Source organism: Bacillus sp. FSL K6-0042, from assembly GCF_038006685.1.
Classification (GTDB): domain Bacteria; phylum Bacillota; class Bacilli; order Bacillales; family Bacillaceae_G; genus Bacillus_A; species Bacillus_A pseudomycoides.
On sequence record NZ_JBBOVS010000001.1, the window covers coordinates 257,148 to 281,637 of the forward strand.

The 24,490-nt window shown below is 36.6% G+C and carries 19 protein-coding genes and 1 pseudogene; 17 read left to right on the forward strand and 3 right to left on the reverse strand.

The window, feature by feature from the left end; translation table 11 throughout:
- Window positions 1-512: 512 nt before the first annotated feature.
- Together MHH45_RS01375 and MHH45_RS01380 are read right to left on the reverse strand one after the other, a co-directional pair.
- Entirely contained in the window at window positions 513-1,052 is a 540-nt protein-coding gene (locus MHH45_RS01375) for an STM3941 family protein (protein ID WP_016115395.1), read from the reverse strand.
- A gap of 197 nt (window positions 1,053-1,249) precedes the next feature.
- On the reverse strand, window positions 1,250-1,378 hold the full coding sequence (locus tag MHH45_RS01380; protein ID WP_229161768.1) for a DUF1963 domain-containing protein: 129 nt from the start codon (window positions 1,376-1,378) through the stop codon (window positions 1,250-1,252).
- A 392-nt stretch (window positions 1,379-1,770) separates the two neighbouring features.
- On the opposite strand from MHH45_RS01380, the gene MHH45_RS01385 reads away from it, so the two are divergent.
- The 10 genes from MHH45_RS01385 (at window position 1,771) to MHH45_RS01430 (ending at window position 15,030) form a co-directional block, all read left to right on the forward strand.
- Window positions 1,771-5,199, forward strand: coding sequence for a DUF4132 domain-containing protein (locus MHH45_RS01385; protein WP_088093722.1), 3,429 nt, complete (start codon window positions 1,771-1,773; stop codon window positions 5,197-5,199).
- A 15-nt stretch (window positions 5,200-5,214) separates the two neighbouring features.
- Window positions 5,215-6,321 carry an ATP-binding protein gene (locus MHH45_RS01390; protein WP_088093721.1) on the forward strand — a complete coding sequence of 369 codons (1,107 nt, stop codon included), beginning with the start codon at window positions 5,215-5,217 and terminating at the stop codon, window positions 6,319-6,321.
- Entirely contained in the window at window positions 6,282-8,588 is a 2,307-nt protein-coding gene (locus MHH45_RS01395) for a DUF5682 family protein (protein ID WP_088093720.1), read from the forward strand. Before MHH45_RS01390 ends, MHH45_RS01395 begins: the two co-directional genes overlap by 40 nt.
- Window positions 8,578-9,684: a VWA domain-containing protein gene (locus tag MHH45_RS01400; RefSeq protein WP_016133070.1), complete on the forward strand. Its 1,107-nt coding sequence runs from the start codon at window positions 8,578-8,580 to the stop codon at window positions 9,682-9,684. Before MHH45_RS01395 ends, MHH45_RS01400 begins: the two co-directional genes overlap by 11 nt.
- A complete protein-coding gene (locus MHH45_RS01405; RefSeq protein WP_088093719.1) occupies window positions 9,660-11,297 on the forward strand; it encodes an SWIM zinc finger family protein in 1,638 nt (545 codons plus the stop codon). The genes MHH45_RS01400 and MHH45_RS01405 overlap by 25 nt, the downstream gene beginning before the upstream one ends.
- The gene (locus MHH45_RS01410; protein ID WP_016115389.1) at window positions 11,269-11,547 is read left to right on the forward strand and encodes a hypothetical protein; all 279 of its coding nucleotides are present in this window, start codon (window positions 11,269-11,271) and stop codon (window positions 11,545-11,547) included. The genes MHH45_RS01405 and MHH45_RS01410 overlap by 29 nt, the downstream gene beginning before the upstream one ends.
- Window positions 11,548-11,721: 174 nt before the next feature.
- A complete protein-coding gene (locus MHH45_RS01415; protein ID WP_016115388.1) occupies window positions 11,722-12,066 on the forward strand; it encodes a DUF2185 domain-containing protein in 345 nt (114 codons plus the stop codon).
- A gap of 283 nt (window positions 12,067-12,349) precedes the next feature.
- Window positions 12,350-13,225 (forward strand): DnaD domain-containing protein, encoded by an 876-nt coding sequence (locus tag MHH45_RS01420; RefSeq protein WP_016115387.1) that lies wholly within the window; start codon window positions 12,350-12,352, stop codon window positions 13,223-13,225.
- Between the two features lie 467 nt (window positions 13,226-13,692).
- Window positions 13,693-14,481: an Imm47 family immunity protein gene (gene imm47, locus MHH45_RS01425; protein WP_077293957.1), complete on the forward strand. Its 789-nt coding sequence runs from the start codon at window positions 13,693-13,695 to the stop codon at window positions 14,479-14,481.
- A gap of 225 nt (window positions 14,482-14,706) precedes the next feature.
- A complete protein-coding gene (locus MHH45_RS01430) occupies window positions 14,707-15,030 on the forward strand; it encodes a hypothetical protein (RefSeq protein ID WP_242227082.1) in 324 nt (107 codons plus the stop codon).
- 299 nt (window positions 15,031-15,329) lie between these two features.
- On the opposite strand, the gene MHH45_RS01435 is transcribed toward MHH45_RS01430, so the two are convergent.
- Window positions 15,330-15,599, reverse strand: a complete 270-nt coding sequence (locus tag MHH45_RS01435) for a hypothetical protein (RefSeq protein ID WP_033671322.1) — start codon at window positions 15,597-15,599, stop codon at window positions 15,330-15,332.
- Window positions 15,600-16,177: 578 nt separating this feature from the next.
- On the opposite strand from MHH45_RS01435, the gene MHH45_RS01440 reads away from it, so the two are divergent.
- From MHH45_RS01440 to pulA, 7 genes and pseudogenes are all read left to right on the forward strand, one after another.
- Complete coding sequence (locus MHH45_RS01440; RefSeq protein ID WP_033671852.1) at window positions 16,178-16,663, forward strand: SMI1/KNR4 family protein; 486 nt, start codon at window positions 16,178-16,180, stop codon at window positions 16,661-16,663.
- A gap of 164 nt (window positions 16,664-16,827) precedes the next feature.
- Window positions 16,828-18,498 (forward strand): IS200/IS605 family accessory protein TnpB-related protein, encoded by a 1,671-nt coding sequence (locus tag MHH45_RS01445; protein ID WP_088093718.1) that lies wholly within the window; start codon window positions 16,828-16,830, stop codon window positions 18,496-18,498.
- A 465-nt stretch (window positions 18,499-18,963) separates the two neighbouring features.
- A pseudogene (gene imm47 / locus MHH45_RS01450) lies at window positions 18,964-19,404 on the forward strand (Imm47 family immunity protein); the annotation flags it as partial.
- A 174-nt stretch (window positions 19,405-19,578) separates the two neighbouring features.
- Window positions 19,579-20,082 carry an SMI1/KNR4 family protein gene (locus MHH45_RS01455; protein WP_016115380.1) on the forward strand — a complete coding sequence of 168 codons (504 nt, stop codon included), beginning with the start codon at window positions 19,579-19,581 and terminating at the stop codon, window positions 20,080-20,082.
- 72 nt (window positions 20,083-20,154) lie between these two features.
- The gene (locus MHH45_RS01460) at window positions 20,155-20,637 is read left to right on the forward strand and encodes a hypothetical protein (RefSeq protein ID WP_016115379.1); all 483 of its coding nucleotides are present in this window, start codon (window positions 20,155-20,157) and stop codon (window positions 20,635-20,637) included.
- A 93-nt stretch (window positions 20,638-20,730) separates the two neighbouring features.
- Complete coding sequence (locus tag MHH45_RS01465) at window positions 20,731-21,225, forward strand: hypothetical protein (protein ID WP_088093717.1); 495 nt, start codon at window positions 20,731-20,733, stop codon at window positions 21,223-21,225.
- Window positions 21,226-21,764: 539 nt separating this feature from the next.
- A complete protein-coding gene (gene pulA, locus MHH45_RS01470) occupies window positions 21,765-24,335 on the forward strand; it encodes a type I pullulanase (protein WP_016131727.1) in 2,571 nt (856 codons plus the stop codon).
- Window positions 24,336-24,490: the final 155 nt, after the last annotated feature.

The window sequence follows — 24,490 nt, forward strand, 5'->3', positions numbered from 1 at the left end:
ATACTAAATCCAAAGCGTACAACGGTGTAAATTTTTAAACGTATTAGTATGAATAGGGAAACAATTTTTAAGGAAGAACTTTTTTGGCAAAATAAATGGGTTGACCAATACTAATTTTCTATTCTAGAAAGAGAGTGTTTTAGTAGAAAATAAACCTTAGTACCAAATAACATTTCTTGAACCTCTCACAACTAAAGACATGAGAGGTTCAAAATGTTTATTGTAGATATTAAATGAAGTTAAAATATTTATAAAAAAGATTTCAAGAAGGGAATTCTATATCGAATAGCAGAAAGAAAAGATACTAGATTTAAAGCAATGAAAAGCATAATGTGCCCCCATTCTTTCATAGTATGATTGCAAATCGATAAAGAATGGGGGGATACATATACTCATTAATTAAAATGATAACTATTTAATGGAAAGTAGCAGAACGAAATAAATATAAAAGAACATCTTTTTCATTGAGATGTTCTTTTTTTCCTTATACCTAAATTAATTCTTTTGTTATATTATTTCGCTTCATCTTCAGGAATTAAAAAGCTTATATCATACTCATCTAACTTCTCAAGTAATGCTTCTCCATCGATTTTCAATAAATTCATATGAATATTAAATGGTATAAATCCAGCACGTTTATTAACTCGATACAGCCGTTGTCCTTTTGAAGGTATAGAGGCGATATATCGATCTTCAACATCATCTTCCATCACGATTCCTAAATACTTTTGCCCCTGGATTGCATAAGGTAAAACACCTAATACATCCTCCAAAGCGATTTTTACAGGATATTTTGGATTGTTAATAATTGTAATGTATTCTTGTTCTAAAATGATGGCTGGTTTTTTCGTAAGCATTTTTTGGATAACTTTCCAAAGAGCAATTAGTACAACGAATGCAAGAGCTCCAAATAAAAATCCAACTATGAAATTAGGCTCCTCAGATGAAAATGCATACATAACAATAAAGAGAAACATCACTTCAACTACCAAAGTCAAAAAAAATAATCCGACTACTTTTCTCTTTGACTCGTAAATATCATATTTTCTCATACGATTCCCCCCACTCATATAAACCCACTTTGATTTTCTAACATATTCGTCATTGCTATGCAGAACCGAAAGCAAAATGCCTATCCTATATAAATTGAAAAGTTTATGTGCCTTTTCAATTTATATAGATGATCTATTTCGCCCAACAGGACTGCAACATACAACATACATTTTCGAGGCGGCGATGTTTTAAATCTTCATCTGAAATACAAAATCCAACATTTTATTTTTGGGTAAATCATTTTGTGTGTTTCTTCGCTATGTAATTCTGCTAAATTTAATTGAGTGATAAAATGAAGGGGATGCCCTTTATATGTAGGATACATAAATGATGCGGGCAAATCAGGAGTTCATCCCATTTTCGAACACCGCCAATAACTCTTCTTTCATATGTGTTAGTTGATACTTGTCAAGCAATGTCCCAATATGTTATTTCATAAAAAACGCCTTGTGCAAAAATTAGTACCTATACATCATATCATGAAAACACTTATCACTTACTTTGTTTATCTCTAAACCAAATTTTCAATGATTGTTTTAAATAAATATAAAGTTTTCAAAAGAAACAAATGTTCGTATGTAGATTGATATGATATACTAATAATGTAAATATATTCCGTATTTTGTATCTGAAATTTCAGATATGCGAGAGAATAGGTATTATCATATGTATATGGTATAACGATGAGTTTATAAAAGAACTAGGGAGGCAGAGAAGATGGCAGTCAGTACACATCAGTTGTTTCAACACCTTAATATGACAGGAGCACAAGAAGAATTAGCATTCCGTTACTTGCAGACGAGGGATGAAGAAGTTTTAAAACATATAGAACAAACAACCATTTGCGAAAATAAGCGTAGTGATTTTGCTTGGCAGTTCACAAATGACTTTAGGAAAACGTATAAGCAAGATCCAGTGTTTTTTCGGTTATTCTATCATTTACTTGAAGATCAACTGTTGAATGTTCTTCTCGTGCGTTTTTCATATATGAGTTTTCCAGATATAAAGGTTTATTTCGAAAAAAGCGGTCTTTTATTCGATAGACTTGTAGTATTTGCTTGTAAGTATTTAACGAATCTTTCGCGTTCTGTAAATGAAGCGGATGTTTTTCTTAGACAATTAATAAGGGAAAATCCGAAGTATATAGAAGAACAGTTGCAAGTTATAACAGGTCAGCAAAAATTACTTTTGCTTCTAGTTATGTTAGATGCAGATTATGAGAGATTTCTTCCTTATCGTTCTTTACTTGAAGAAGAATTGCAAGAGCATGCGGAGTATATATTGAGGCTAAGCGGTGCAGAAGACAAGGTTGAAGCAGCTCAAAAGTACGTTCGAGGCGAATCTGTTAGTAAGGTGTTTGCCGGGTCATCTTTACCTGACTTTACTTGGCAGCAAATTTTTCGTATGTATCCGCATTCGGATGTTGCAAGAAGATATATGGAATTGTTAGTGAAATGCTCTGTTAAAAATTTTATGAATTATGCAATTTCACATGTTAGCCATACTCTTGAACAGTCTGGAAATTACAAAAAAACAAAAAGTTTTGATACACAATTGTATGAAACAATCCGAGATTTGTGTGAGCAATTCGGTATTTCAGAGGAAAGATTTTTCGCATATCGCCTTACGCAACATCATTTAGGTGTTGTTGATTTTGATCGCGTATATGAATACCAATTGTTGCTTCGTATGGTGGAAGAGCAACCGGAATTTGTGCAGCGTACACTGCAATATTTAAGTCAAAGTCATTACCTTTTTGTATCAATGCTTTTAGCGGAAAAAGGGTACGAGTTACATAGAAACAAAGTACGTGAAGAGTTTTTAACGGTTGTCCTTCAAACAAAATCATCTGACATACGTGGTACATATCGTGACTATTTATTAGGCAATTTATCATTTGAGGATATGAAGCAACAGTTCGAAAGTTTGAAGTATAGAAATAATTACTGGAGAATGCCTGTTTTAGAAATTGCGCTTCTTTGGGATATAGAGGAAGCGGCAAAGAGAGAAGCAGTTCTTACGCTTCAACTCGGGAAAACCTATAACTATAGTTTATACGAACTTCTGCAGCGCTATGCTGCTATGGAGAACTCGCCAGAACAGGTGCTGGAAGATCTGCTTTCCTACGGTTTATCGATGGAGAAGCTCGTTTTTTATTCCATTGAACAAGCTTCCGGGCATAGTGAGAAACGAAATAAGGCGACGGAGGCACTCGTTCGTTTGTTTGTAAAAGAACGAGCGTATGTGACAGAGAAATTTCCTGAGTATTCTGCAGATGAACGGATTTTTATTTTGGATGAGTTGGCAAAGGATAACGTAGTTCAGACGCGTAATCTTCTCATTCAAAGCCTTGGGGATTCCTCTAAAAAGGTACGTACCGCTGCCGTAGAACTTCTTACAAAAGATACGGAGGCTGCAGAAGATGTAGCAAATGAATTAAATCATAGAAAGAAAGTTGTACGCGAAAATGTAATGCAAACACTTTTATATTATAAAACTGACAAATATACAAAGCTTGTACAGGAAGCTTTACAAGAAAAGAAAAACGCTTCTTTGACGGAGAAGTTTGCTCCATTGCTTGGAGAAGGAGACTTAGAAGGAGCATCAGGAAGTATAGAAGCTCTTTGCATGCGTATTTTAACGCCGCAAAAAAGGAATGCACTTGTGCAGTGGCTCGGATTTGAACCGCAAATCCGCCTTCGTGATTCTGATGCAATTGCAGATGCAATGATTCCTCTTGCATATTTTCAGCAGTACGTATCAGATTCTGTCATTGAGAAGAAGGAAGCTGCAGAAGTAATAGGTGCGGCTCTAAACGAACAAGATTTAAAGGAAAATATACAAGCAATCTATCAGCTTTGGGTTTCTCAAGGCGCGGAATCGAAGAAACGCGGTATTCTTTCGTTGTACGGTATTTATAGTGATGACGAAATGGCGTTGCAGCTCAAAAAGCAGATTGATGAGTGGGCACTTGGCATGCGCGGAGCGATTGCTGCTGCAGCTGTTCAGGCGCTAGCGTTGTCCCAATCACATATTGGACTAATGTCTATCCATGCGATGGCATTTAAGTATAAACATAAGCAAGTGCGTAATGCTGCGAAAGAAGCGCTAAGTCTCGCTGCGAAAACGCGTGGTATAACAGAGGAAGAATTAGAAGATCAGCTTGTCCCAGACCTTGGTTTTAATAAACGCGGTGAAAAGACAATTGATTACGGCAGCAGAACATTTACTGCCTATTTAACTCCAAACTTGAAAATTGAGCTGAAAACGGGAGAAGGAAAACGAATAAAGTCGCTTCCGAAACCAAATGCAAAAGATGATGCGGAAAAAGCTGAGGAGGCTAAGGCGGAGTTATCCTCTATAAAGAAGCAGCTCCGAACTATGATTACGATGCAAACGCAGCGTCTTGAAACAGCACTTTCTCTGAATCGCTATTGGTCTCAAAATACATGGCAGTCTCTGTTTGTAGAAAATCCAATTATGCAGCAGTTCGCTATCTCCCTTATTTGGGGTGAATATAAGGAAGGAAAGTTGCTTGCGATGTTCCGCTATATGGAGGATGGCACGTTTAATACGATTGAAGAAGAAGAGCATGAACTTACGCCAGAAACTGTTATCGGTCTAATCCATCCGCTAGAATTGTCAGAAGAGGAACGAGAATTATGGAAGGAACAGCTAGAAGATTATGAGGTGGATCAGCCATTTCCGCAAATTGACCGTGAAGTATTTCAGGTGAAGGACAATGAGGAAGTCACTGTAGAAAGGTTTGCTGGTATCCAAATTAATGGCCGTTCGCTGTTTGGTAAGATGACGAAGTACGGCTGGAGTCGTGGATCGGTTCAAGATGCTGGTGTATATTATACATTCTATAAAGAAGATACTCGCGCCGGGCTAGGGGCGGAGCTTGCGTTTGAAGGGGCACCGGTTGGGTATGAAGTCGAGGATGATGTGTGCGTTTTTGAAATTCAATTTTACAAAGCAGGCACGGTGAGCCGCGGTTCGTATGACTACGACGAAATTGATCATGAGAGACGCGTTTTACCGAAGCAAGTATCGGAACGCTTTTTTAGCGAAATTTTATATGATATAAAACGGGCAACAGAATCGAACCTTGGCCGTGATGAAAACTGGCGCAGTAAGCGATAAGAAAGGAAATGACATATGCAGTCTATTAAACCATTAATGGAAGAATTATATGAAATAGAATTGAATGCGTTAGAAGCGAATGATTCGTTTCCGAAACCACCTAACTGGCGATTGTCACCGCGTGCCGTTCGTACGTTTATTATCGGACAAGAAGAACCGCTTCTTTTGGAAGGAAAAGAAGTGGAAATTAGTCGTAAGTTTTATGGTAATGATGTGCTTGTAGAACGAGCAATTGTCACATTAGCAGGAAATCGCGGACTTATGCTAATCGGCGAGCCGGGAACAGCAAAAACGATGCTAAGCGAGCTGCTTTCTGCTGCGATATGCAGAAATAGCCGCAACACTGTGCAAGGAACAGCTGCTACGATGGAGGATACGATTAAGTACTCGTGGAACTATGCACTTCTTCTTGCGAAAGGGCCTGTAAGAGAGGCGCTTGTGCCAGGACCTCTCTTCGTTGGTATGGAACAAGGGATATTAACTAGATTTGAAGAGTTGACGCGCTGCCCGCAGGAAGTACAGGATTCGTTAATTAGTGTTTTGAGCGACAAAGTGCTGAACATTCCAGAGTTTGGGGAGCAAGGAATTCTTACAGCTAAGCCTGGATTTAATATTATTGCGACGGCTAACACACGAGATCGCGGTGTGAATGAAATGAGCAGTGCATTGAAGCGTCGTTTTAATTTTGAAACGGTGCATCCAATTAAGGATGTAAAGCTTGAAGCAAAAATAATAGAGTCACAAGTAACACGCTTATTAGGAGCATCAGGTATCACCCCAAAAGTGGATGAAACGGTTGTTCAGCTGCTAGCGACTGTTTTTCATGAACTACGGGAAGGTGTAACTGCTGAAGGAAAACGAATTGATCAGCCTTCTTCCGTAATGAGTACCGCAGAAGCAGTATCGGTATATTATCAAAGTGCAATGGACGCGTACTATTATGGAAGCGGACAGGTGAAGATGGATGCACTTGTTCGATACTTATCCGGAACGATTGCGAAAGAAAACAAGGAAGATTTAGAAAAGCTGCGCAGTTACTTTACAAGCATCGTTAGTGCGCGAGGTCAAGTAGGAGGAGAGGTATGGAAGTCGTTTTTCGAAGCTCGCAATCAGCTGAAGTAAATACATTGTTTCAAAGAGCTTACAATTTAAGCAACAACGTCGTATATGTGCCGATTCGCCATCATAGTCCTGCATGCTCTTTTCATGTACAAAAAATAGTTGAATTATATAAACCGGATGCGATTCTTATAGAGGGATTGATGGATTGTAACTCCCTTATTCCGCATATCGTGAGTGCAGAGAGCGAGACTCCGATTTGTATATATTGCAGTTATGATGATAAAACGGATGTGCTTGAAAGAGGAGAAAGTGGAAAGTACCGTGCGTACTATCCCTTTCTCGACTATTCACCGGAACTTGTCGCGCTACGGGAGGGAGCTGCACAAAGCATTCCTGTTTCATTTATTGATCTTCCCTTTAAGGAATATTTGTTTGTAACGAAAAACGAGGAAGAGCGCGGGAAGTATGACGAGCAATATTTCCGGCACAGTCAATATGTCCGTATGCTTTCGGAAAAAACGGGGTGCCGAAGCTTTCATGAATTTTGGGATAAATACTTTGAGTTGCAAGGCTTTCATATGACAAGTGAGGAGTTTGTCCATCAGCTCTTCGATTATTGTTATTATACGCGCGCGGACTATACGCAGGAGATGCTGACAGAAGACGGTTGCGAAGCCAGGGAGATACACATGGCAAAGGAAATTGAAAAAGCGCGTAAAGTGTATGACAAGGTGCTCGTTATTACCGGAGGCTTTCATGTGAAAGGGCTTCTTGAATTGGAAGGGAAAAAGAAACAGCTGTCCAAAAGCCCATTATCTAAAACGTATGCCAAAAACTACCTTATGCCGTATTCCTTTTTGGAAAGCGACCAGACGCGCGGTTATGAAAGCGGTATGCCTGCACCTGCTTTTTATCAACATATTTGGGAGAACAGGGACGAGGCGGCAGCTGAGCAATTTATGATACGAATTGCTAGACAGTTAAAAACAGAAGGTATATCAATGGCAGATGAGATTGAAGCTGCGCGAATGATACGTGAACTTGCACTGCTTCGGGGAAAGATGCAGCCTGGGTTGTATGAGCTGATGGATGCGGTGCACAGTGCATTTGTTAAAGGAGAGATATCTTCGGCAGATAAACCTTTGACGCTACTTCAGACGAGTCTGCAAGGGACGAAGCGCGGAAAATTGTCAAAAGAAGCGGATGTGCCGCCGCTCGTGCATGATTTTCGTGCTTCTGTTCGTTCGTTTCGTCTTCCGGCGCGTTCTACTGTACCACAGGAGACGATTCTTGACATATACAAGAAAGAAAGGCACTTGCGTTTAAGTCAATGCTTTCATTGCCTCGCTTTTTTAGGAGTTCCGTTTTGCGAGAAGCTGCGCGGTCCAAACCTAGCTAGAAAGCAGAATATTAATCTTATGCGAGAAACTTGGAAATATCGTTTTTCAGCACAAGTAGAAAGTGCTCTCATTGATTTATCTGTGTATGGCGGAACGGTGAGAGAAGCCGCGCAGGAAATGCTAAGAGCAAAGCTGTATAAGGCGAAAGGGCGTGCGGGAGAGGTGGCCCTTTTATTGCTAGACGCCTACTTAAGTGGTTTATTTTCCGAGTTCGCTATGTACAATCAGTTTATAGATGAAGCTGTGCAAGAGGATGGAGATTTTGCTTCTATGGCAGATTGTGCTTACTATTTATCACAAATAGAAAAAGCAGATCAGCAGGCGGATAGTGCTAGACATAAAGCGCTTTCGTTATTTTCTGTTTTAGATGGGGGCGAACCAGCAATTATTGCGGAAAAGCTTATCGATTTGTATACGCTGCAGCCTGCGGACCAGCAATTTATTGAAGCATTGGAGCTTTATTTGCAAAAGGAAAAACGAGAAAGCCAAGTAGAGGGAGCGGTATTTGGGCTGTTAACTTCTTTAGGGAAGCGGAAAATCGATGAGGTAATGCAAGTAGCAGAAGGGTATTTTTATGGAAGTGGCGATATGCAAAAGCAAGCTCCGATATTTTTGAATGGTTTGTTTGCTGGCGCAAAAGATATCTTTTTATATAACGAATGGCTGCTTGGCGGGATGTCCCATGTCCTAGAAGAACTTGATGAAGAGATGTTTTTACAAGTGTTGCCGCATTTACGCCTCTTGTTCAGTCAATTCACGCCGCTTGAGGTGGATACGATTGCTAGACAGATTGCTCGATTATATGGAGCCACAGAAGAAGTGATAAAAGAAGAAGCAATTTCCGAAGAGGTGCTGACGTATGCAATACAGTTAGATCAGAAAGCGCGGGGAATTTTAATGAGACGGGGGCTAGAAGATGGAGAATAACATTTCTTTAAATCGCTGGCGTCTTGTTCTTGGGAAACATGCGGATGACCAAATCACATTTCAGGAAGAAGATCCTGCATACAGAGAAATGGATGATGTGCTGGAGTTTTTGTACGAGAGAGAACGCGGAGAAGAACGCGGAGGATCCCTAGATCCCTCTCAGCTAACAGTGCCGACTTGGATTTCGAAAGTGCGGGAGTTATTTCCGAAAGAAACCATTGAAATTATGGAAAATCATGCGCTAGAAAAGTATGAATTAACAGCTCTATTGCAAGATAAGCAAACGCTTGAAAAAATGGAGCCGAATATGAATTTATTAAAATGCATTTTACAATTTAAAGATTATGTAAAACCGGATGTATTGGACACAGCTAAACGTATTGTAGCGAAAGTCGCTGAGGAGTTGCGTCGTAATTTAGAGCAAGAAGTGAAGCACGCATTAAGCGGTAGAGCGGATCGAAATCGTTCTAGTCGCGTACGCACGATGCGCAACTTTGATTTTAAGAAAACGATTCGAAAGAACTTGAAGCATTTTGATAAGGAAACGAACACCATTCATATTGAAAAACCGTACTTTTATGCTGCCACGAAGCACGTTAGCCCATGGCGTGTGATCCTCGCAGTAGACGAGAGCGGAAGTATGATTGATTCTGTTATTCATAGCGCAGTTATGGCGGGTATTTTTGCAAGCTTACCGACGATTAAGACAGATTTGTTCATCTTTGATACAGATGTTGTTGATTTAACGGATCGTATTGACGACCCGGTGGAGACGCTTATGAGTGTACAGCTTGGGGGAGGAACATATATTGCTCAGGCGCTGCGTTACGCAACGAATAAAATCGAGATGCCTCATAAAACAATTGTCGTGCTTGTAACGGATTTATATGAAGGTGGCAGTTACAATGAAATGTACCGAGAAGCGATGAAGATTGTAGAATCAGGGGCAAAGTTGATTGTGCTTACTTCTCTTGATCCGACTGCACAGCCTTTTTATGATAAACAGGCAGCAAAAAAAATGGCGGCGCTCGGTGCTCATGTAGCGGCACTAACACCAGGGAGGTTGGCACAATGGATCGCAACAATCATTTCTTAAATGTTCTTTCCTCTATTGATGAAACATACTTAATCGCCATGTCCAACAAAGGAACATATAAGAGAGCAATGAAGGATTTGGCCGTTGTATCAAATGTCAAAATGGACGTAGAAGAGGGTGCAGTGCAAATACATCTTGATGACGGAATTACTGTAACGTTTACGGGTGATATACGCAGTTACTCTTGTAGTTGTGAAGCCCGTTCGATTTGTAAACATGTCATTATAGCTCTGTTAGAAGCAAAGAAGATGTACGAAGGTGAAGAGAACATAAAAGTTGATTTCTCTGCTCTTTTGAATGTGGACGTTCGCAATATTGTCTCCGAAAAAATGTGGGCTGAAATAATGTTTCGCGAAACATTTCAGCAAAAGTTTGTTTTAGAAGAAGAGGGGGCTTTAATTGCGTCCTTCCCAGAAGAGAATATAGCGGCTCGCTTTCTAACAGCCGAATCGGTAGCGGATGCAATCTGTACGTGCAAAGCAGAGGGGATATGCCGGCATAAGGCGGAAGCGGTATATTGGTATCAAAAAGAGAAAGGAATCTCGCATGAAACGAAACAGATGCATCCTCTTATCATTGCGCCGGATAAGCTATCTATTTTCAAAGAAATGATCGAGCAAATTGTTCACTTTGGATTAACACGCCTTACCGAAAATACAATCTATGAAATAGAACAACTTTCTGTAAAAGCACGTTCTTTGAAACTAGCAAAGTTAGAGAATTTATTTCGCAAGCTCGGGGCGGATATCGGGCTATATCGGATGAAACATGCATCTTTTCAAATGGCATCTTATCGGCAAACACTGTCCGCGATTTATGAACACATTTTGTTGTTGGAGCGCCACCATCTGCAAGAGAGTCCGTTTCGTTCGGAATATTACGAAGTTCCACCACTTATTTTGCATGCTTTCGGTGCATCTGGCTGGCAAACGAAGTCTGGTTATGTTGGTGTGACGTATTATTTCTATAATCGAGAACAGGAAAAGTGGATAACATACACACAGTCACGCCCCATGTTTTATGAAGGGAGTAGCACAACTCCTGAAGAACTCCATGAAAGGCAAGTTCCATGGGGAATTGCAGGGAAAGGATACGAACTATCTCGTTCATCTTTCCAATTGAAGCAGGCAAAACTTAACGCCGATTTTCAATTGTCATCTAGCTCACAGACAGTAGGAGAAGTGGAAGGAAAAACAAATGTGGCAGAGTGGCAATCTCTCTTTTTAACCTCATGGGAAGAACTACTAAAAAAAGTAAAAGAGCACAGGTTAGAGGCAAATAAACAAGGAGTCTTTTGTATCGAAGTTGCTGAAATGGGAGAATGGGAATTTCAGAAGCAAGAACAAAAATGGATCATACCTCTTATCGATAAGGCTGGTAAAACATTGCAAATGCAAATGATGAAACGACCAGAAAATGAGCGGATGATTCGACTTGTAAAAATATATTTGGACTCGTTGCATGTAAAGAGAATGCTAGTTCATCCTTATCAGGAAGGAACAAAGCTCGTAGTTACACCTATTATTTTATATACAGAAGCAGGAGAGATTATAAATATTACACTCAATGAAGGAGAAACATTCTATGATCGAGTTAATGCGTATAATCGATGAATTGGAACAAGTTCTAGATGAGATGCTTGTCTCAGGAGCAGGGACTGTACCTTTTTCTTTTTTTCAGGATATAAAACGGGAATGCGAAAAGTACGGTCTTTCTTATGCTGCCGCGCAGCTACTTATCATAGAGGAAGAACGAAACAAGGCCCGCTTTCTTCATAAAGAAGAGACAAGCAAATTGACAGAAGCGTTTTGTAAGTTGCAGGAATATATTCAAGTTGTAAAGGCTGAAGTGCTACATTTATGATTCAGCCAAGAACATTTGTGATTTCAATTATGAGATGAATCAGTTTCGGACAAGGCGTGTCTTTTGACACGTCAATTGTTCGATATATACAAAATTTGTAATTAGAAAACATAGGTATTTGGTACAAATATTTATTCAAATACGTTAGTAATTACAATATTAAGGAGTTTGAAAATGAAAATAAATAATAGTGAGTATGGTGGTTTTGTCGTTTCAAAAAATATTTTGGCTGGAAAACCAGTTAGATATTCATTTAGAGAAGAAAGTTCTATCCCGCAATTAAATGGATGGAATTTGTATTCTATAGATGATACCGATGAATATGTGAATCATGCGGAAAATTTTATCATCTTAAACGCGGAATCTATTTTTAAAATTGCTCCTGCAATGTTTGAGATTTTTGAAGCTCCTTATGGAACGGATCTATGCTGGTTATATGAAGAAGGAGTTCATATTGGATTTTATGATTTAGTCGCCGATAAAGAAGTGACAATTAATGAAGTTATAAAACAAAATTAATTTTTTCATACAGTACTATTTTATAAGTTTTTCAGCAGATGGCAATAAAAGAAGCCCCTTATAAGCCCATTCCATCCCCCTTATAAACCCCTACCAAGTAATAAATCATTAAATAAACAAAAGAAAAAACAACTACAAGAACTACTACAAAAAAATAAAAAAGTAACATTCTAGTACTAGTAAAAATTATAAAATAAATCCACCAAATTTCTGCCTGCAATCCTATATATATGAAGGAGTAACCAATTCTATATTTACCACTAGAAGGGCAGGAGGAAAAAACATGGGAGTATACCGGAGTGTACAAGTGAATTTTTGGCAAGATGAGTTTGTGCTTGATTTAACGCCAGAAGAGCGATATTTTTATATGTATTTACTGACATGTTCGAAGACGAGGCAATGCGGGATTTATCCACTGCCGTTACGTTTGGTAGAGATGGAAACGGGGTATAATCGTGAAACGGTTGAGAAGTTGTTGCAGCGGTTTATTGCGTATGGAAAGATATTGTATGATGCGACAACGAAGGAGTTATATGTTCTAAATTGGTTACGCTATAACCCTGTTACGAATACGAACATAGAAAAGTGTGTGTTACGTGAGTTGAAAACTGTGAAAAATAAAGAGTTTGTACATATGTTTCTTCGAAGATGCCTCGAGGAAGAGTTGAATATTCCGTTATTGCTAGAGCATTTCGGAATGCCTGTTGAAACATCTGATGTAATTCCACAAGAAGTTTTTCAAGGTTATGAAGCGGATGAGGAAGTAGTAGTAGAGGAAGAAGTAGAAGTGAACCCAGGTAGCAGTGTATTCACATTTTATGAACAAAACTTTGGTAGTTTGTCATCTTATGCAGTGGAGGAATTAAGTGAATGGATTGCGGATTTGTCTGAGGCACTTGTACTAAAAGCACTTCAGATTGCCTATGAAAATAATAAGCGGACGCTTGCTTATGTGAAGGGGATTTTACGAGATTGGCATGGGAAGGGATATACAAAGCTCAGTGAAATAGAGGAAGCAGCAGCGAAGTTTCGAAAGAAGGAGCCGTCTATTCTTTATGAAACGGAGAAGTTTTTGGAGGAATGTGAAGAGTGGAAGAAGAATGTACCATCTGAGGAAGAGTTACAGAAGTTCTTGCGGGAAGAAGGGTGGCAGCCGTGAGTGTTCAATATGTTGAGGCAAAGCAAATAGTATTAGAATCTTTGTTTTTTTATGATGAACCCTGTTTGACCAAGCTACATTTTTCTACGGCTGTACGTCAAGCTATATTCAAGTTAATACGAAAAATAAAGGAAGACGGGCAGTAGCTTGATCTTGTCACACTTGTTTCAAAAATGGAGTCCCCGATTTTTCACCAACAGCAAAAGCACCATTGGATCAAGACCCTATAAAGGACCTAGCTAAACGAATAAAAAAGTTATAGATCAATTAAGAAGTGTGGAGATTGATTACATAGCTAGCTGATTATATAAAAGTTCGAAAGCTCATGAAGGTTTTACCATCATGGAGTTTTGTTTTTATATTAGGATAGTGTGATAAGAACGATAAATAAGTGAGAAAAAATTTTACTGGGTGACAAAGTAACAGAGAGAAAAGGCCTGAGAGAATAATTACAAAGGAGAAGGATTATGAATTTGGAAAATATGGTAAGAGATATTTGGTATGGTGATATTCCAAATGATAGAATCGAAAATCTTAAATCTAAGCTAAAAGATGTTACAACTGAGAAAGAAAGCTTTCTCTTAATTAATAAATTGCTAAAATTAGGTGATTTCTCTGTAAAGGGATTACTCATACAACTTATGAATAGTACGCAAGATGAAGTGATTCTTAATTTATGTACAAGACTTTTTTGCTCAATCGCTACTCATGATGACTTATTAGACACAAATAACTTGAAATTCCTTTCAAATGCTTCAGAGGATGGTGTTCATACTTTTGTGGCAAGTGCTGGTGAAACTCTTTCATATAATGTAGTACCATACCTTCTAACTTTGTTAGAAGAATGGGAAGATACTTTTATTGAGAAATCAATCAGAAATACACTTGCATTAATGCTAGGAATTAATGATGACTATTATGAACGATCAATAGAAGAATTAGGAGAAATATATTTTGAGCTCGTTAAAAATAGTGATGACACCAAATATTACTATCATAACGATTTGGCATTTCCTGGAGACTTGGTAAAGAAATTAATCCCGAGAGTAATGATTTCTTTAAGAGATAAAAAAACATTTGATATGGTTACAATTCCATCTATTTTATCTATTTGGAGTGGGGTTAAATGTCCTGTACAATATGGTGCAATAATAACTGATGAAAAATACAGAGGGTTAATGTTATATATTGATTCTTTAACAAAAAAAGAATGGAAGATTGGTGAAAAATATTTTTATGAACATTTAGTTGTGTGAATATACATGGTATGAATTTATTGAAACTTAAATGAAGCATGAGGTGAATGAATTGTTTACAAAAGATACATACATTAGCTCGATAAAAGAAAATCTTCAAAAAATTCAGAAAGGTTGATTCATAATATAAGAGAAATTCTTAATTTTAATTATTACTGTAAAATAGAGTTAATAGATTTTATGATTTTTATCGGATCATTTGACCTTTCTATCATGATGTTTTCTATGAATAGAGAAGCAAGTGAGGTTTTTTACGAAGGAAACGATAGGAGTGTTTTTGCAGGAAGTCATGAATTACTCGAACGTATATCATACTATAACCTTTCTTATGATAAATCAGACGAGTTCTGGGAGTTTTATGAAGAAAACGATGAGATCATATCGGAAGATGAGGAAAAAATCCTTGTGGAATGGTTTGTTGATTGCTGGAATAAAGCAAATGGAGGAAGTATAAAATTACCTGCCTATTGTGGTTTTCATGATGCTAATCAATCATTTGACTTACAGAAAAATATATGGGTTTCTGATGAGGAAAAGTGGTGGGATTAACAGTTTCATTTGCTTGCATTGTAATTGAAAGCCTAAAATGAAATGGAAAATTTAGTGTATTTAAAAAGATTAAGAAAGAATTTGGACGTTTAGGTGAAGTTAATGTAATAGAATTGATTTTGTTGCTGATAGTAAGTGAACAACTGAGGTTGGCTATGTGGATTAATTTCTTCGCATTTACTGTTCGACTATACAGATGAAAATGATAAGGCTTGTGTTGTGGGGAGACGAGATAAGAACATGAAGTAGAGCATTTAAAATCAATGCTCTACTTCTGTTACCTTTTAACAGCCCTTTTTCTAATTACTTGGAGCAGCATTATTGAATAATTTAAATACTAAAATTAAAAATAGATTTGCTAATGCTATACCGCATAAAAAGAGAGCGGACATGAATTCACCTATTCCATTATTATATAAAAACAAGGAATAGAAGAAAACCGCTAAAATTACTGAAACAGCAGCTGGAATGAATTTGAAGATTGATTTTAGATGTGACTTTTTAGAAAGAAAAACAGTAGCTAACAATGTTACCGGGAAGAAAAAATACAATATTATCTGTATTATCATCATATTCACCTCCTTTCTAATAGCAAATATCTCAATATGATTTTACCGTATTTATACATAATTGTAATTTGATAACACGCCCTATTTTATTAATGAAACTATGGAGAAAAATTTTGATATTATATATAAATCCTTTCTAAAAAGACCTTAAGTACCCTTCCCTTAGCGTCATAACCCGATCTAATCAGTCGTATGTTAACATAAAAATCAAACATAATTTTTTTGAAATAAATCATTTATATTCGGAATTTTAGGGGTAGAAGGCTTAGTTACAGGGGGCTGCTCTAATATACTTGTTCCATCATCGATTCAGTATTAAATTTAGTTTTTCAATCAACATATATCAAATGATTAATAAATAGCATGCAATAATAACAGCAATCCAAAAGGGAATCACGATTAATAATCCATTCACGCAGCCTTTAAAAAAATCTAGATTACATGGGTATTCTAAATTGTAATTAGTAATTTATTTGTTTTTTGTTGTATATTTCATGTCTATATTCCTTTCTGTTCAAAAAAAGACATACCTTAAGTAGATACTACTGAAAGGTATGTCCTTTTCGAATACATATAAGATGAATAAGATAGTATGGAAGTATACATATAATCAAATTAGTACAGATGATGTAAAAGAAATTTTAAAAGGTACCGGTTTTGATTTTCCGTTAGATTATATAGAATGCGTTGCGATGAATAATGGAGGACATGTCGAGCAAATGCTATTTGATGTTGAGGGGATTGAGAGAGTTTTTGGTTCGCTTTTATCTTTTAATCATGAGAGTGAGGAGTTTATCTTAGAAACTAATAATGAATATAAAGATACTTTTCCTAGTGAACTATTTCCAATTGGAATTGATCCAGGGGGGAATTTAATCTGTTTTGATTATAAGAATCATGAAGAAAATCCGATTGTTGTTTTTTGGGAACATGAAGGTGCATGGGAAAAAGAAGCGTTGATGGAGAGCGAAGGGATTACTGCAGAACAAGCGGAGGAAGCTGCGCGAGAAAATGTATTCTACATAGCGGCATCATTTACTGAATTTCTAAAGAAATTATACTAAGGTGAGTAATATCAATTTAACCGAGAAGACCCTCTCCTCTAAACGAAGCGTAGGTGGGGGATGAATCGGTTTTTTCTTTTTAAAGAAAATGTTTCTTTTTTTGTAGAACGTACGTTTCGTTTTGTTGTATAATTGTCTTAGCAAACAAAATGGGGTGAGAACAGGTGAAGAAAGCGTTTTTTTCGAAACGGATCTATAAGACAGATTTGCCGCATGAAATGGTAGATACATTGACAGAGACAATCGAAACATTCAATCGGGCGAAACGCTTTGCGTTTCAAACAATTGTCCGAGAAAAACGTTGGAATCGTAAGCTGCATACAGATAGTCTTCATCTCGTTCTCAAGCGGAACTATCAATTGAATGATTACTACGCAAACAGCGCGGTACAAGAAGCAAAATCTTTGTTTACAGGTTTAATGGAGTTACAAAAAATATATGAGAAACAAACACAAGAGAAACTGGCGAAACTTAAGAAAAAGTTGAAACAAGAACGGACAAATCTGACAAACTTTCGCAAAATCAAACAAAGTTGTGTGAAAGGAAAGTTGAAGTTTCCGAAAAACACTCGCTTTGCGAAGCACAACAATATCATCTCCTTGTCTCGTAAAGAGGACACATTGATTTGGCTAAATGAATATCTGTTTGAGCACCAGTACTTAGATATTCAAATCAAAAGGATTCAGACGAAAGTGGGCCTTTTGACCCACCGGCAATATCGTTTAACGCAGAAACTTGCATCATACAAAACGCATATTCCGAGTGCGGTGTTTGGAAGTGAAAAACTATTTCGGTCTCAATTTACAATCGATGAGTTTGTGTGTAACCATGACAAATGGAAAACATTCTTTTCCCGTGCTCGAAATAAACAACTCATTCTATCTGGCCGTAAAGATGCCAAACATGGGAATTTTGTGTTTCAGTATGTGATGGAGAAACAAGAATTATGGATGACGACAAGTACAGGGAAAACACTTATGTTTCCGGCTGTTATATTCCCGTATGGACAAGAAATCATTGAAGGAGTAATTACAAACCAATTACAGTGTAAAAATAAGAAAAAACAAGGTAAACCGATTGCGTGGTCTGTGGAAGACTATGGTTCGTATTATATTTTGAAATGTTTAGTCGATGTACCGGAAAATCCAAACACGAATTATAGTAAAGCAGATGGTGTTATTGGTGTAGATTGCAATCTCGAGCATTTTACGTGGGCAAATGTAACAAAGGATGGAAATTATAAAGGAAGTGGTTCCCTCCATTTTTCGATTCTAGGTAAATCCACCGGACAAATCACAAAGATCATCGAAGTGGAAGCCATTCGCTTAGTTGACTTAGCGGAGCGGTATAATAAGCCAATTGTCATCGAGAATTTAGATACCACACAATCAAAGACAGGTGATCGATACGGAAATAAGCGAGCAAATCGAATGAAGAGTATGTTCGCTTATGAGAAGATGACAAGTGCGATTCTCAGGCGTGCAGATAAAAGGGATGTGGCTGTCTTTCAAGTCAATCCTGCTTACACTTCGATTTCAGGTAAGATGAAATATATGCGGAAATTCGGTATCTCTATTCATCAATCTGCGGCTTTTACGATTGGTCGCCGTGGGCTGGGGTATACAGAAAAAGTGCCACAGGTACTTCAGCCTTATATTCCCAAGAAAGACGCCCATCACTGGAGCCATTGGCATCAATTAAACAATCGATTGGCTATTCGCACACACCATTTCTATCAGCTATACGATGTGGATCAGCCGAAAGAGGCCTTACAGATCGAGCGATTAGACGTATTTGAAAGTGAAAAGAAAAAGCTAACAAAATTGTTTGCATAAAGAAAAAAGAATACCTTGTCCCAGTCTCTTACACTTGTTACCAGAGTAGATAACAAGTCTAGGAACTGGATGCATGACAAAGTGTTCTACACCTCGATATAAGAAAAAAGTAGCTGTACCTGTTTTGCTTTCCACGGAAGATAGAATAGGTCGTCTTACATAAGGACACTACGGAACTTCTATATCGTTGTATCCTCTTTGTTGAACGAGAGGAAGTGTTTTGAAATAGTAGAATCCCCCGCCTCAAGCTCGTGTAGAGGTAGGTGGGGGTAGTTCAATGTATAGCTAATCGAATAGAAATAGGTCGTGGAACAGCACTTAGTGGCATTGAAAGTATCGATAAGTCTTTTGTTCAAAAATACAATAAAAGTGTGGTTTACTTTACTGAGCCGTTCGCTTTTCCAGAGGAATACGGCTATGTACTTACTGGAAATGCAGAAAAGGATGGGAAAGTTTTGCTGGTATTTTTTATTAGTGTTACTTGAAGAGTGGGATGAAATCACAGATACTTCGATGATCATAAGGGATTCCATTGATTTTTATATAAATTATCAAGATATCATTGGAGAAGAAGCAAGTGTAGACGAGATTGGTGAATTTTATCTTAATCACACAAAAAACTGTGATATGGAAAAGTATTATTGCTATCAGAGCCCAGCATTTCCTGGGGATTTAACAAAGAAACTATTTGAAAGAGTCATAAGAGCAGCAAATCATGAAGAACCATTAAAAATGGAGTTGATACCATCCTTATTATCAATTTGGACAGGAGAGAAAGTACCTGCTGATTATCATACGATAATTCGTAATGATAACTATAAAGATTTTGTAACCTATATAGATGCTATCTCGGAAAGAAGTTGGGAAAGAGGGCAAAAATATTTTTATGGATTTAAATTATCATAGTGGTTGAAATGATGGAATTCCTGTTTTTTATATTTTTTGGAAACATTAGGATAAGAGCAAAGGGGATATAGATGGATATGGCAGTATCATTAAGTTACAGGTGAAATGTAATTAATTCAAACGTAAATAGTGTTAACTATTTAAAAGAAATAAATTATAGGGGGCAACAATTAGATGACCGAAATTAAATGGGAGTATATAGATAACAAGATTACCGTTGAAGAAGTACTCAGCGTAATGAAGGAAATAAATTACGATATACCGAAGGATTATGCAGTTTGTGTTGCGGAAAATAATGGTGGTGTTGCAAAGCCAAGTCTATTTGATGTTGAAGGTGTAGAAAGAGTTTTTGGTTCGTTGCTTTCATATGATAAAAATGATGTGGAATTTATTTTAAAGGTTTACGATAATTATAAGGATACTTTACCTAAAGAACTTTTGCCGATAGGATTCGATCCAGCAGGAAACTTAATTTGTTTTGATTATAAAAATCATGAAGAGAATCCAATAGTCGTTTTTTGGGAGCATGAAGGTGCATGGGAAAAAGAAGAACTGACGGAGAGTGAAGGAATGACAGCAGAAGAGGCAGAGGAAGTGGCGAGGGAAAATGTATTTTATGTAGCTCAATCATTTACCGAATTTCTAAATAAATTATATGCTGATGAAGATGATGAATAAATTAGAGAAAGAAAAGAGTAATATGTGTAATGAAAAATATAATATTGAAATGAGATGGGTGGAACAATAAGTATGGCTATAGAAATGAAGCCAGAAATTAAAAAGGTTTTAGAAAAAATAAATTTTATTGATAGATATCAAGCGATGTCTAATCGATTTCGAGGGAATTCTAACGATTTAGATGATAGATTAGGAAGTTACAACATTCAAAAAGTGATAGAAGTACTGAAACATTTTGGATACGAGGCAACATTTGATTATAAAGAGAGATTTTTTAAAGTAGGAGTAGTTGATCATTCACCGCAATATATGATTTGGTTTAATATTAGTTTAGAACATGGAATGACAGAATTCATTTGGGTTGCTTATTATAATGGCGAAGTTCGATTAGGGAGTCCTTGGAGTATTTATCCGAGATTATTAATAAATCCAAGTATGAGAATAAAAATGCCTATTTTCCGTAGTTACGAAGAATTAGAAGAAATATTAAAAGAGGCTTTTGTACTCTATGAAGAGTTTAAGTGGGAGTTAATATCATTATATGAAAAAGAATAGGTAATGATTTTTGAAAACAGTTTTCGAGCGTTTCGTTTACGAATGGTTTCAATGAGGTGTAATTAAGCATCAAGAAAGGTGGTTTAATAAGGAATGAACGGTGAGGAATACAATGACTGGGTACAAGAGGTAGTTGATTTCTCAAAGGATTTTCAGTTTTCCTCTTTAACTAAAAAACTTTTGAATAAAATTTATATCATTACCGATATGCGACAAGCGGAATTTCTCGCTTATGAGGAAGTATATGGTGAGGATGAATACACGTGGACAGATATAAGGGAGCTAGAAAAAAGTAAAGTTCTAGGAGTATATTATAGGTTATCAGAAAGTGAAAGACCAAAGGAATTATATAATATGTTAGAGGTTATTGACGATCATGTAAGGCAGAGTTCAGTTAGAATGGATGGATTTTTCAATGATGTTGTAGCTGACCTCAATAATTGTTCTTTTAGCCGTGCTATCAATGGAAAAAATAACGACTTCTTTGAAACTATGTTTGAAATCTATAAAGCAGGTGGCTTTCCTTGTGGCTGGGATGGTGAGTACCCTGGTGATGGAAGAATTATCGCTTATTTTGAAAAGAGATAGTTAATACAAGCGAGTTATAAAGAAAGAGGATTCAACACATGAATCTTGTAAAATAAAGTAATCCCAAACTCCTCTAAACACGTGGATGTATTTAGGGGAGTTTTTATTATATGTTGACGCTGAGATAAAGTTTCAAAGTCAAAATATATCCATGCTTATTATCTTCAATGGGTTACAACTTTACATGTTAACAATATATACATAGGGTAAAAACAGAAAATTAATAATATATTGACCTCTTTATGGTTCATGCTATAAAATTGAAAGCGGTAACAAACGTTTTCTTTAGAATGTTTTCCATGATCTTTTGATATTTAGAGATATAATAAGGAATAAGTAAGTCTTTTTTTTGATATTTAATGCAAACGTTTTCGTTGATTTCTTATTCCTTTCTACCTTTAATTTTTCTATTAAAAGATCATTGAAATACATAAGTAAAACATTCAATACGGAGGTGTTATAAAAGCGATTTCTAGATTAACTTATGCAGTGTTACTCATAATGAATAGTTCGTAATATTTTAAGAAAGGGTGAATGGAGTGTATATTACAAAAAAATTAATAAACAAGACGTTTTTATTACTTACTGTAATTGCTATGCTATTATCTGGTTTTTCTTTTCAGAGTGTACAAGCAGAATCAAATACGAAAACAACTGAAATTATCGTTCATTATAAGGAGAAGTCTGGAAATACAAAAGACTGGAGTCTTTGGATGTGGACTGAAAATGCGAGTGGCAGGTCCTATGAATTTACTGGGGAAGATGAGTTTGGTAAGTATGCTAAGGTAAAGATTGATGGTAACTATAATCGTGTAGGATTTATAGTTCGTACGAATGAATGGGAAAAAGATGGTGGTGATCGTTGGATTGAAAATATTAAGGATGGCCGTGCTGAAGTATGGGTTCTTTCTGGCGATGATAAAGTATACGATTCTAAACCTTCTTCTGAACTTTCTATTCAGAAGGCCACTATTGATAGTTTCAATGAAATCACTATAACTACCAATGCTCCATTCAATATTAAGGAGCAAAAAATTGAAATTGAGGGCGTTAACATTGAGAAAGTTAGTCCTTATGATACAAATAATGGAGATATTACCAATAAGGTCAAAATCATTACAGAAAAGAATCTTGATTTTAAAAAAACATACAAAATCAAAATGGGAAATTCCATTGAAGCTAATACTGAAATTGGTAAAGTAATTCGTAGCGAGGAATTTGATCATTTATTTTATTATGATGGTAATGATTTAGGTAATATATATACGCCACAGGAAACCAAGTTTCGTTTGTGGGCTCCCACTGCGAGCGAGGCAAAATTGGTTACTTATAAAAAATGGAATGATGAAAAAGGTACTGAAATAAGCATGGATCAAGGTGAAAAAGGAACTTGGACTGCAAAACTTACAGGTAATCAAAAAGGCCTTTTTTATACATATAAGGTGAAGATTGGGGACAAATGGATTGAGGCCGTTGATCCATATGTGCGTGCTGCTTCTGTGAATGGTGATAAAGGTGCAGTCGTTGATTTAAAAGAAACAAATCCGAAAAATTGGAAAGGGAACAAAAAGCCGAAATTTAAAAATCCGGAAGATGCTATTATTTATGAGTTGCAAGTACGTGATCTTTCCATTCAACCTGAAAGTGGTATTAAAAATAAAGGAAAATATCTTGGTGTAACAGAAAAAGGAACGAGAGGACCAGAAGGTGTAAAAACAGGTCTTGATCATATTAAAGATCTAGGTGTTACTCATGTCCAGTTTTTACCGATATTTGATTATGCTTCAGTCAATGAAGAAAATCTAAATGAACCGCAATATAACTGGGGATATGATCCGAAAAATTATAATGTACCAGAAGGCTCGTATTCTACTAATCCTTATGAGCCGACTGTTCGAATTACTGAATTAAAGCAGATGATTCAAACACTACATGATAATAATCTTCGTGTTGTGATGGACGTTGTATATAATCATATGTACAATGCAGCTGAGTCTAATTTCCACAAGTTAGTTCCAGGTTATTATTATCGTTACAATGAGGATGGTTCACTTGCAAATGGAACTGGAGTAGGGAATGATACGGCTTCTGAACGAAAGATGATGAGGAAATTTATGATAGATTCCGTCGTGTATTGGGCAAAAGAATATAATTTAGATGGATTCCGTTTTGACTTGATGGGTATTCATGATGTCGAAACAATGAATGCGATACGTAAAGCCGTTAATCAAATTGATCCTTCTATTATCCTTCATGGAGAAGGATGGGATTTAAATACTCCTCTTGCGCCTGAGTTGAAAGCAAATCAAAAAAATGCGGAGAAAATGAAAGGAATCGCTCATTTTAATGACGATATTCGTGATGGATTGAAAGGCAGTGTATTTGGGGATAAGGATAATGGTTTTGTGAACGGAAAACAAAACATGGAAGAACGTATTAAAAAAGGAATTACGGCTGGTATTGACTATGATAGAAAAGTGTATACTTATCAGGATCCTGAGCAGGTTCTGACATATGTTGAAGCACATGACAACCATACATTATGGGATAAGCTTGAGTTGACTAATCCTGGCGACAGTGAAGAAGTACGTAAACAAATGCACAAGTTGTCTTCTTCCATCATATTGACATCGCAAGGGGTTCCATTCTTGCATGCAGGGCAAGAGTTCATGCGTACAAAATATGGTGACCATAATAGCTACAAATCTCCTGATTCTATTAACCAGATGGATTGGGTGCGCCGTGCAGCATTTGATAAAGAAGTAGATTATATGAAAGGTTTAATAGAGTTACGTAACAATTATTCAGCTTTTCGTATGACAACTGCAGAACAAATTAAAAAGCATCTAGCGTTCATTGATGCGCCAAAAAATGTTGTAGCTTATACAATAGATGGTAAAGCAAATGGTAATAAAAACGAATATTTTGTTGTAGCTCACAATGCGAATAGAGAAGCTGTGGAAATAACTCTTCCATCAAAAGGTCCTTGGAAAGTGCTAGTAGATGGTGAACGTGCAGGAAGTAAAGTGCTTTATGTTTTCCATGATAATAAGATTAAGGTTCCTGCATTAAGTTCATTTGTTTTAAAAACAGAGAAACCAATCAAATAAGAATAGATGATGTAAAAGGAAATCTTGTTTGAAAAATCCACTAACCATATCGGGAGTGCAACAGGTTCCTTGCTATAAACTATAAAGTAAAAGATAGAAATACTCATCTTCCTATTAATAAATTAATTCCCAAATATGATAATATATATATTATG

Coding starts and splice junctions, on each gene's coding strand:
- MHH45_RS01385 (WP_088093722.1), top strand. CDS start 1,771: ATGGCAGTCAGTACACATCAGTTGTTTCAACACCTTAATATGACAGGA.
- MHH45_RS01465 (WP_088093717.1), top strand. CDS start 20,731: ATGAACGGTGAGGAATACAATGACTGGGTACAAGAGGTAGTTGATTTC.
- MHH45_RS01410 (WP_016115389.1), top strand. CDS start 11,269: ATGATCGAGTTAATGCGTATAATCGATGAATTGGAACAAGTTCTAGAT.
- MHH45_RS01420 (WP_016115387.1), top strand. CDS start 12,350: ATGGGAGTATACCGGAGTGTACAAGTGAATTTTTGGCAAGATGAGTTT.
- MHH45_RS01380 (WP_229161768.1), bottom strand. CDS start 1,378: ATGTATCCTACATATAAAGGGCATCCCCTTCATTTTATCACTCAATTA.
- MHH45_RS01460 (WP_016115379.1), top strand. CDS start 20,155: ATGGCTATAGAAATGAAGCCAGAAATTAAAAAGGTTTTAGAAAAAATA.
- MHH45_RS01395 (WP_088093720.1), top strand. CDS start 6,282: ATGGAAGTCGTTTTTCGAAGCTCGCAATCAGCTGAAGTAAATACATTG.
- MHH45_RS01405 (WP_088093719.1), top strand. CDS start 9,660: ATGGATCGCAACAATCATTTCTTAAATGTTCTTTCCTCTATTGATGAA.
- MHH45_RS01400 (WP_016133070.1), top strand. CDS start 8,578: ATGGAGAATAACATTTCTTTAAATCGCTGGCGTCTTGTTCTTGGGAAA.
- imm47 (WP_077293957.1), top strand. CDS start 13,693: ATGAATTTGGAAAATATGGTAAGAGATATTTGGTATGGTGATATTCCA.
- MHH45_RS01435 (WP_033671322.1), bottom strand. CDS start 15,599: ATGATAATACAGATAATATTGTATTTTTTCTTCCCGGTAACATTGTTA.
- MHH45_RS01430 (WP_242227082.1), top strand. CDS start 14,707: ATGAATAGAGAAGCAAGTGAGGTTTTTTACGAAGGAAACGATAGGAGT.
- MHH45_RS01390 (WP_088093721.1), top strand. CDS start 5,215: ATGCAGTCTATTAAACCATTAATGGAAGAATTATATGAAATAGAATTG.
- MHH45_RS01415 (WP_016115388.1), top strand. CDS start 11,722: ATGAAAATAAATAATAGTGAGTATGGTGGTTTTGTCGTTTCAAAAAAT.
- MHH45_RS01455 (WP_016115380.1), top strand. CDS start 19,579: ATGACCGAAATTAAATGGGAGTATATAGATAACAAGATTACCGTTGAA.
- MHH45_RS01375 (WP_016115395.1), bottom strand. CDS start 1,052: ATGAGAAAATATGATATTTACGAGTCAAAGAGAAAAGTAGTCGGATTA.
- MHH45_RS01440 (WP_033671852.1), top strand. CDS start 16,178: ATGAATAAGATAGTATGGAAGTATACATATAATCAAATTAGTACAGAT.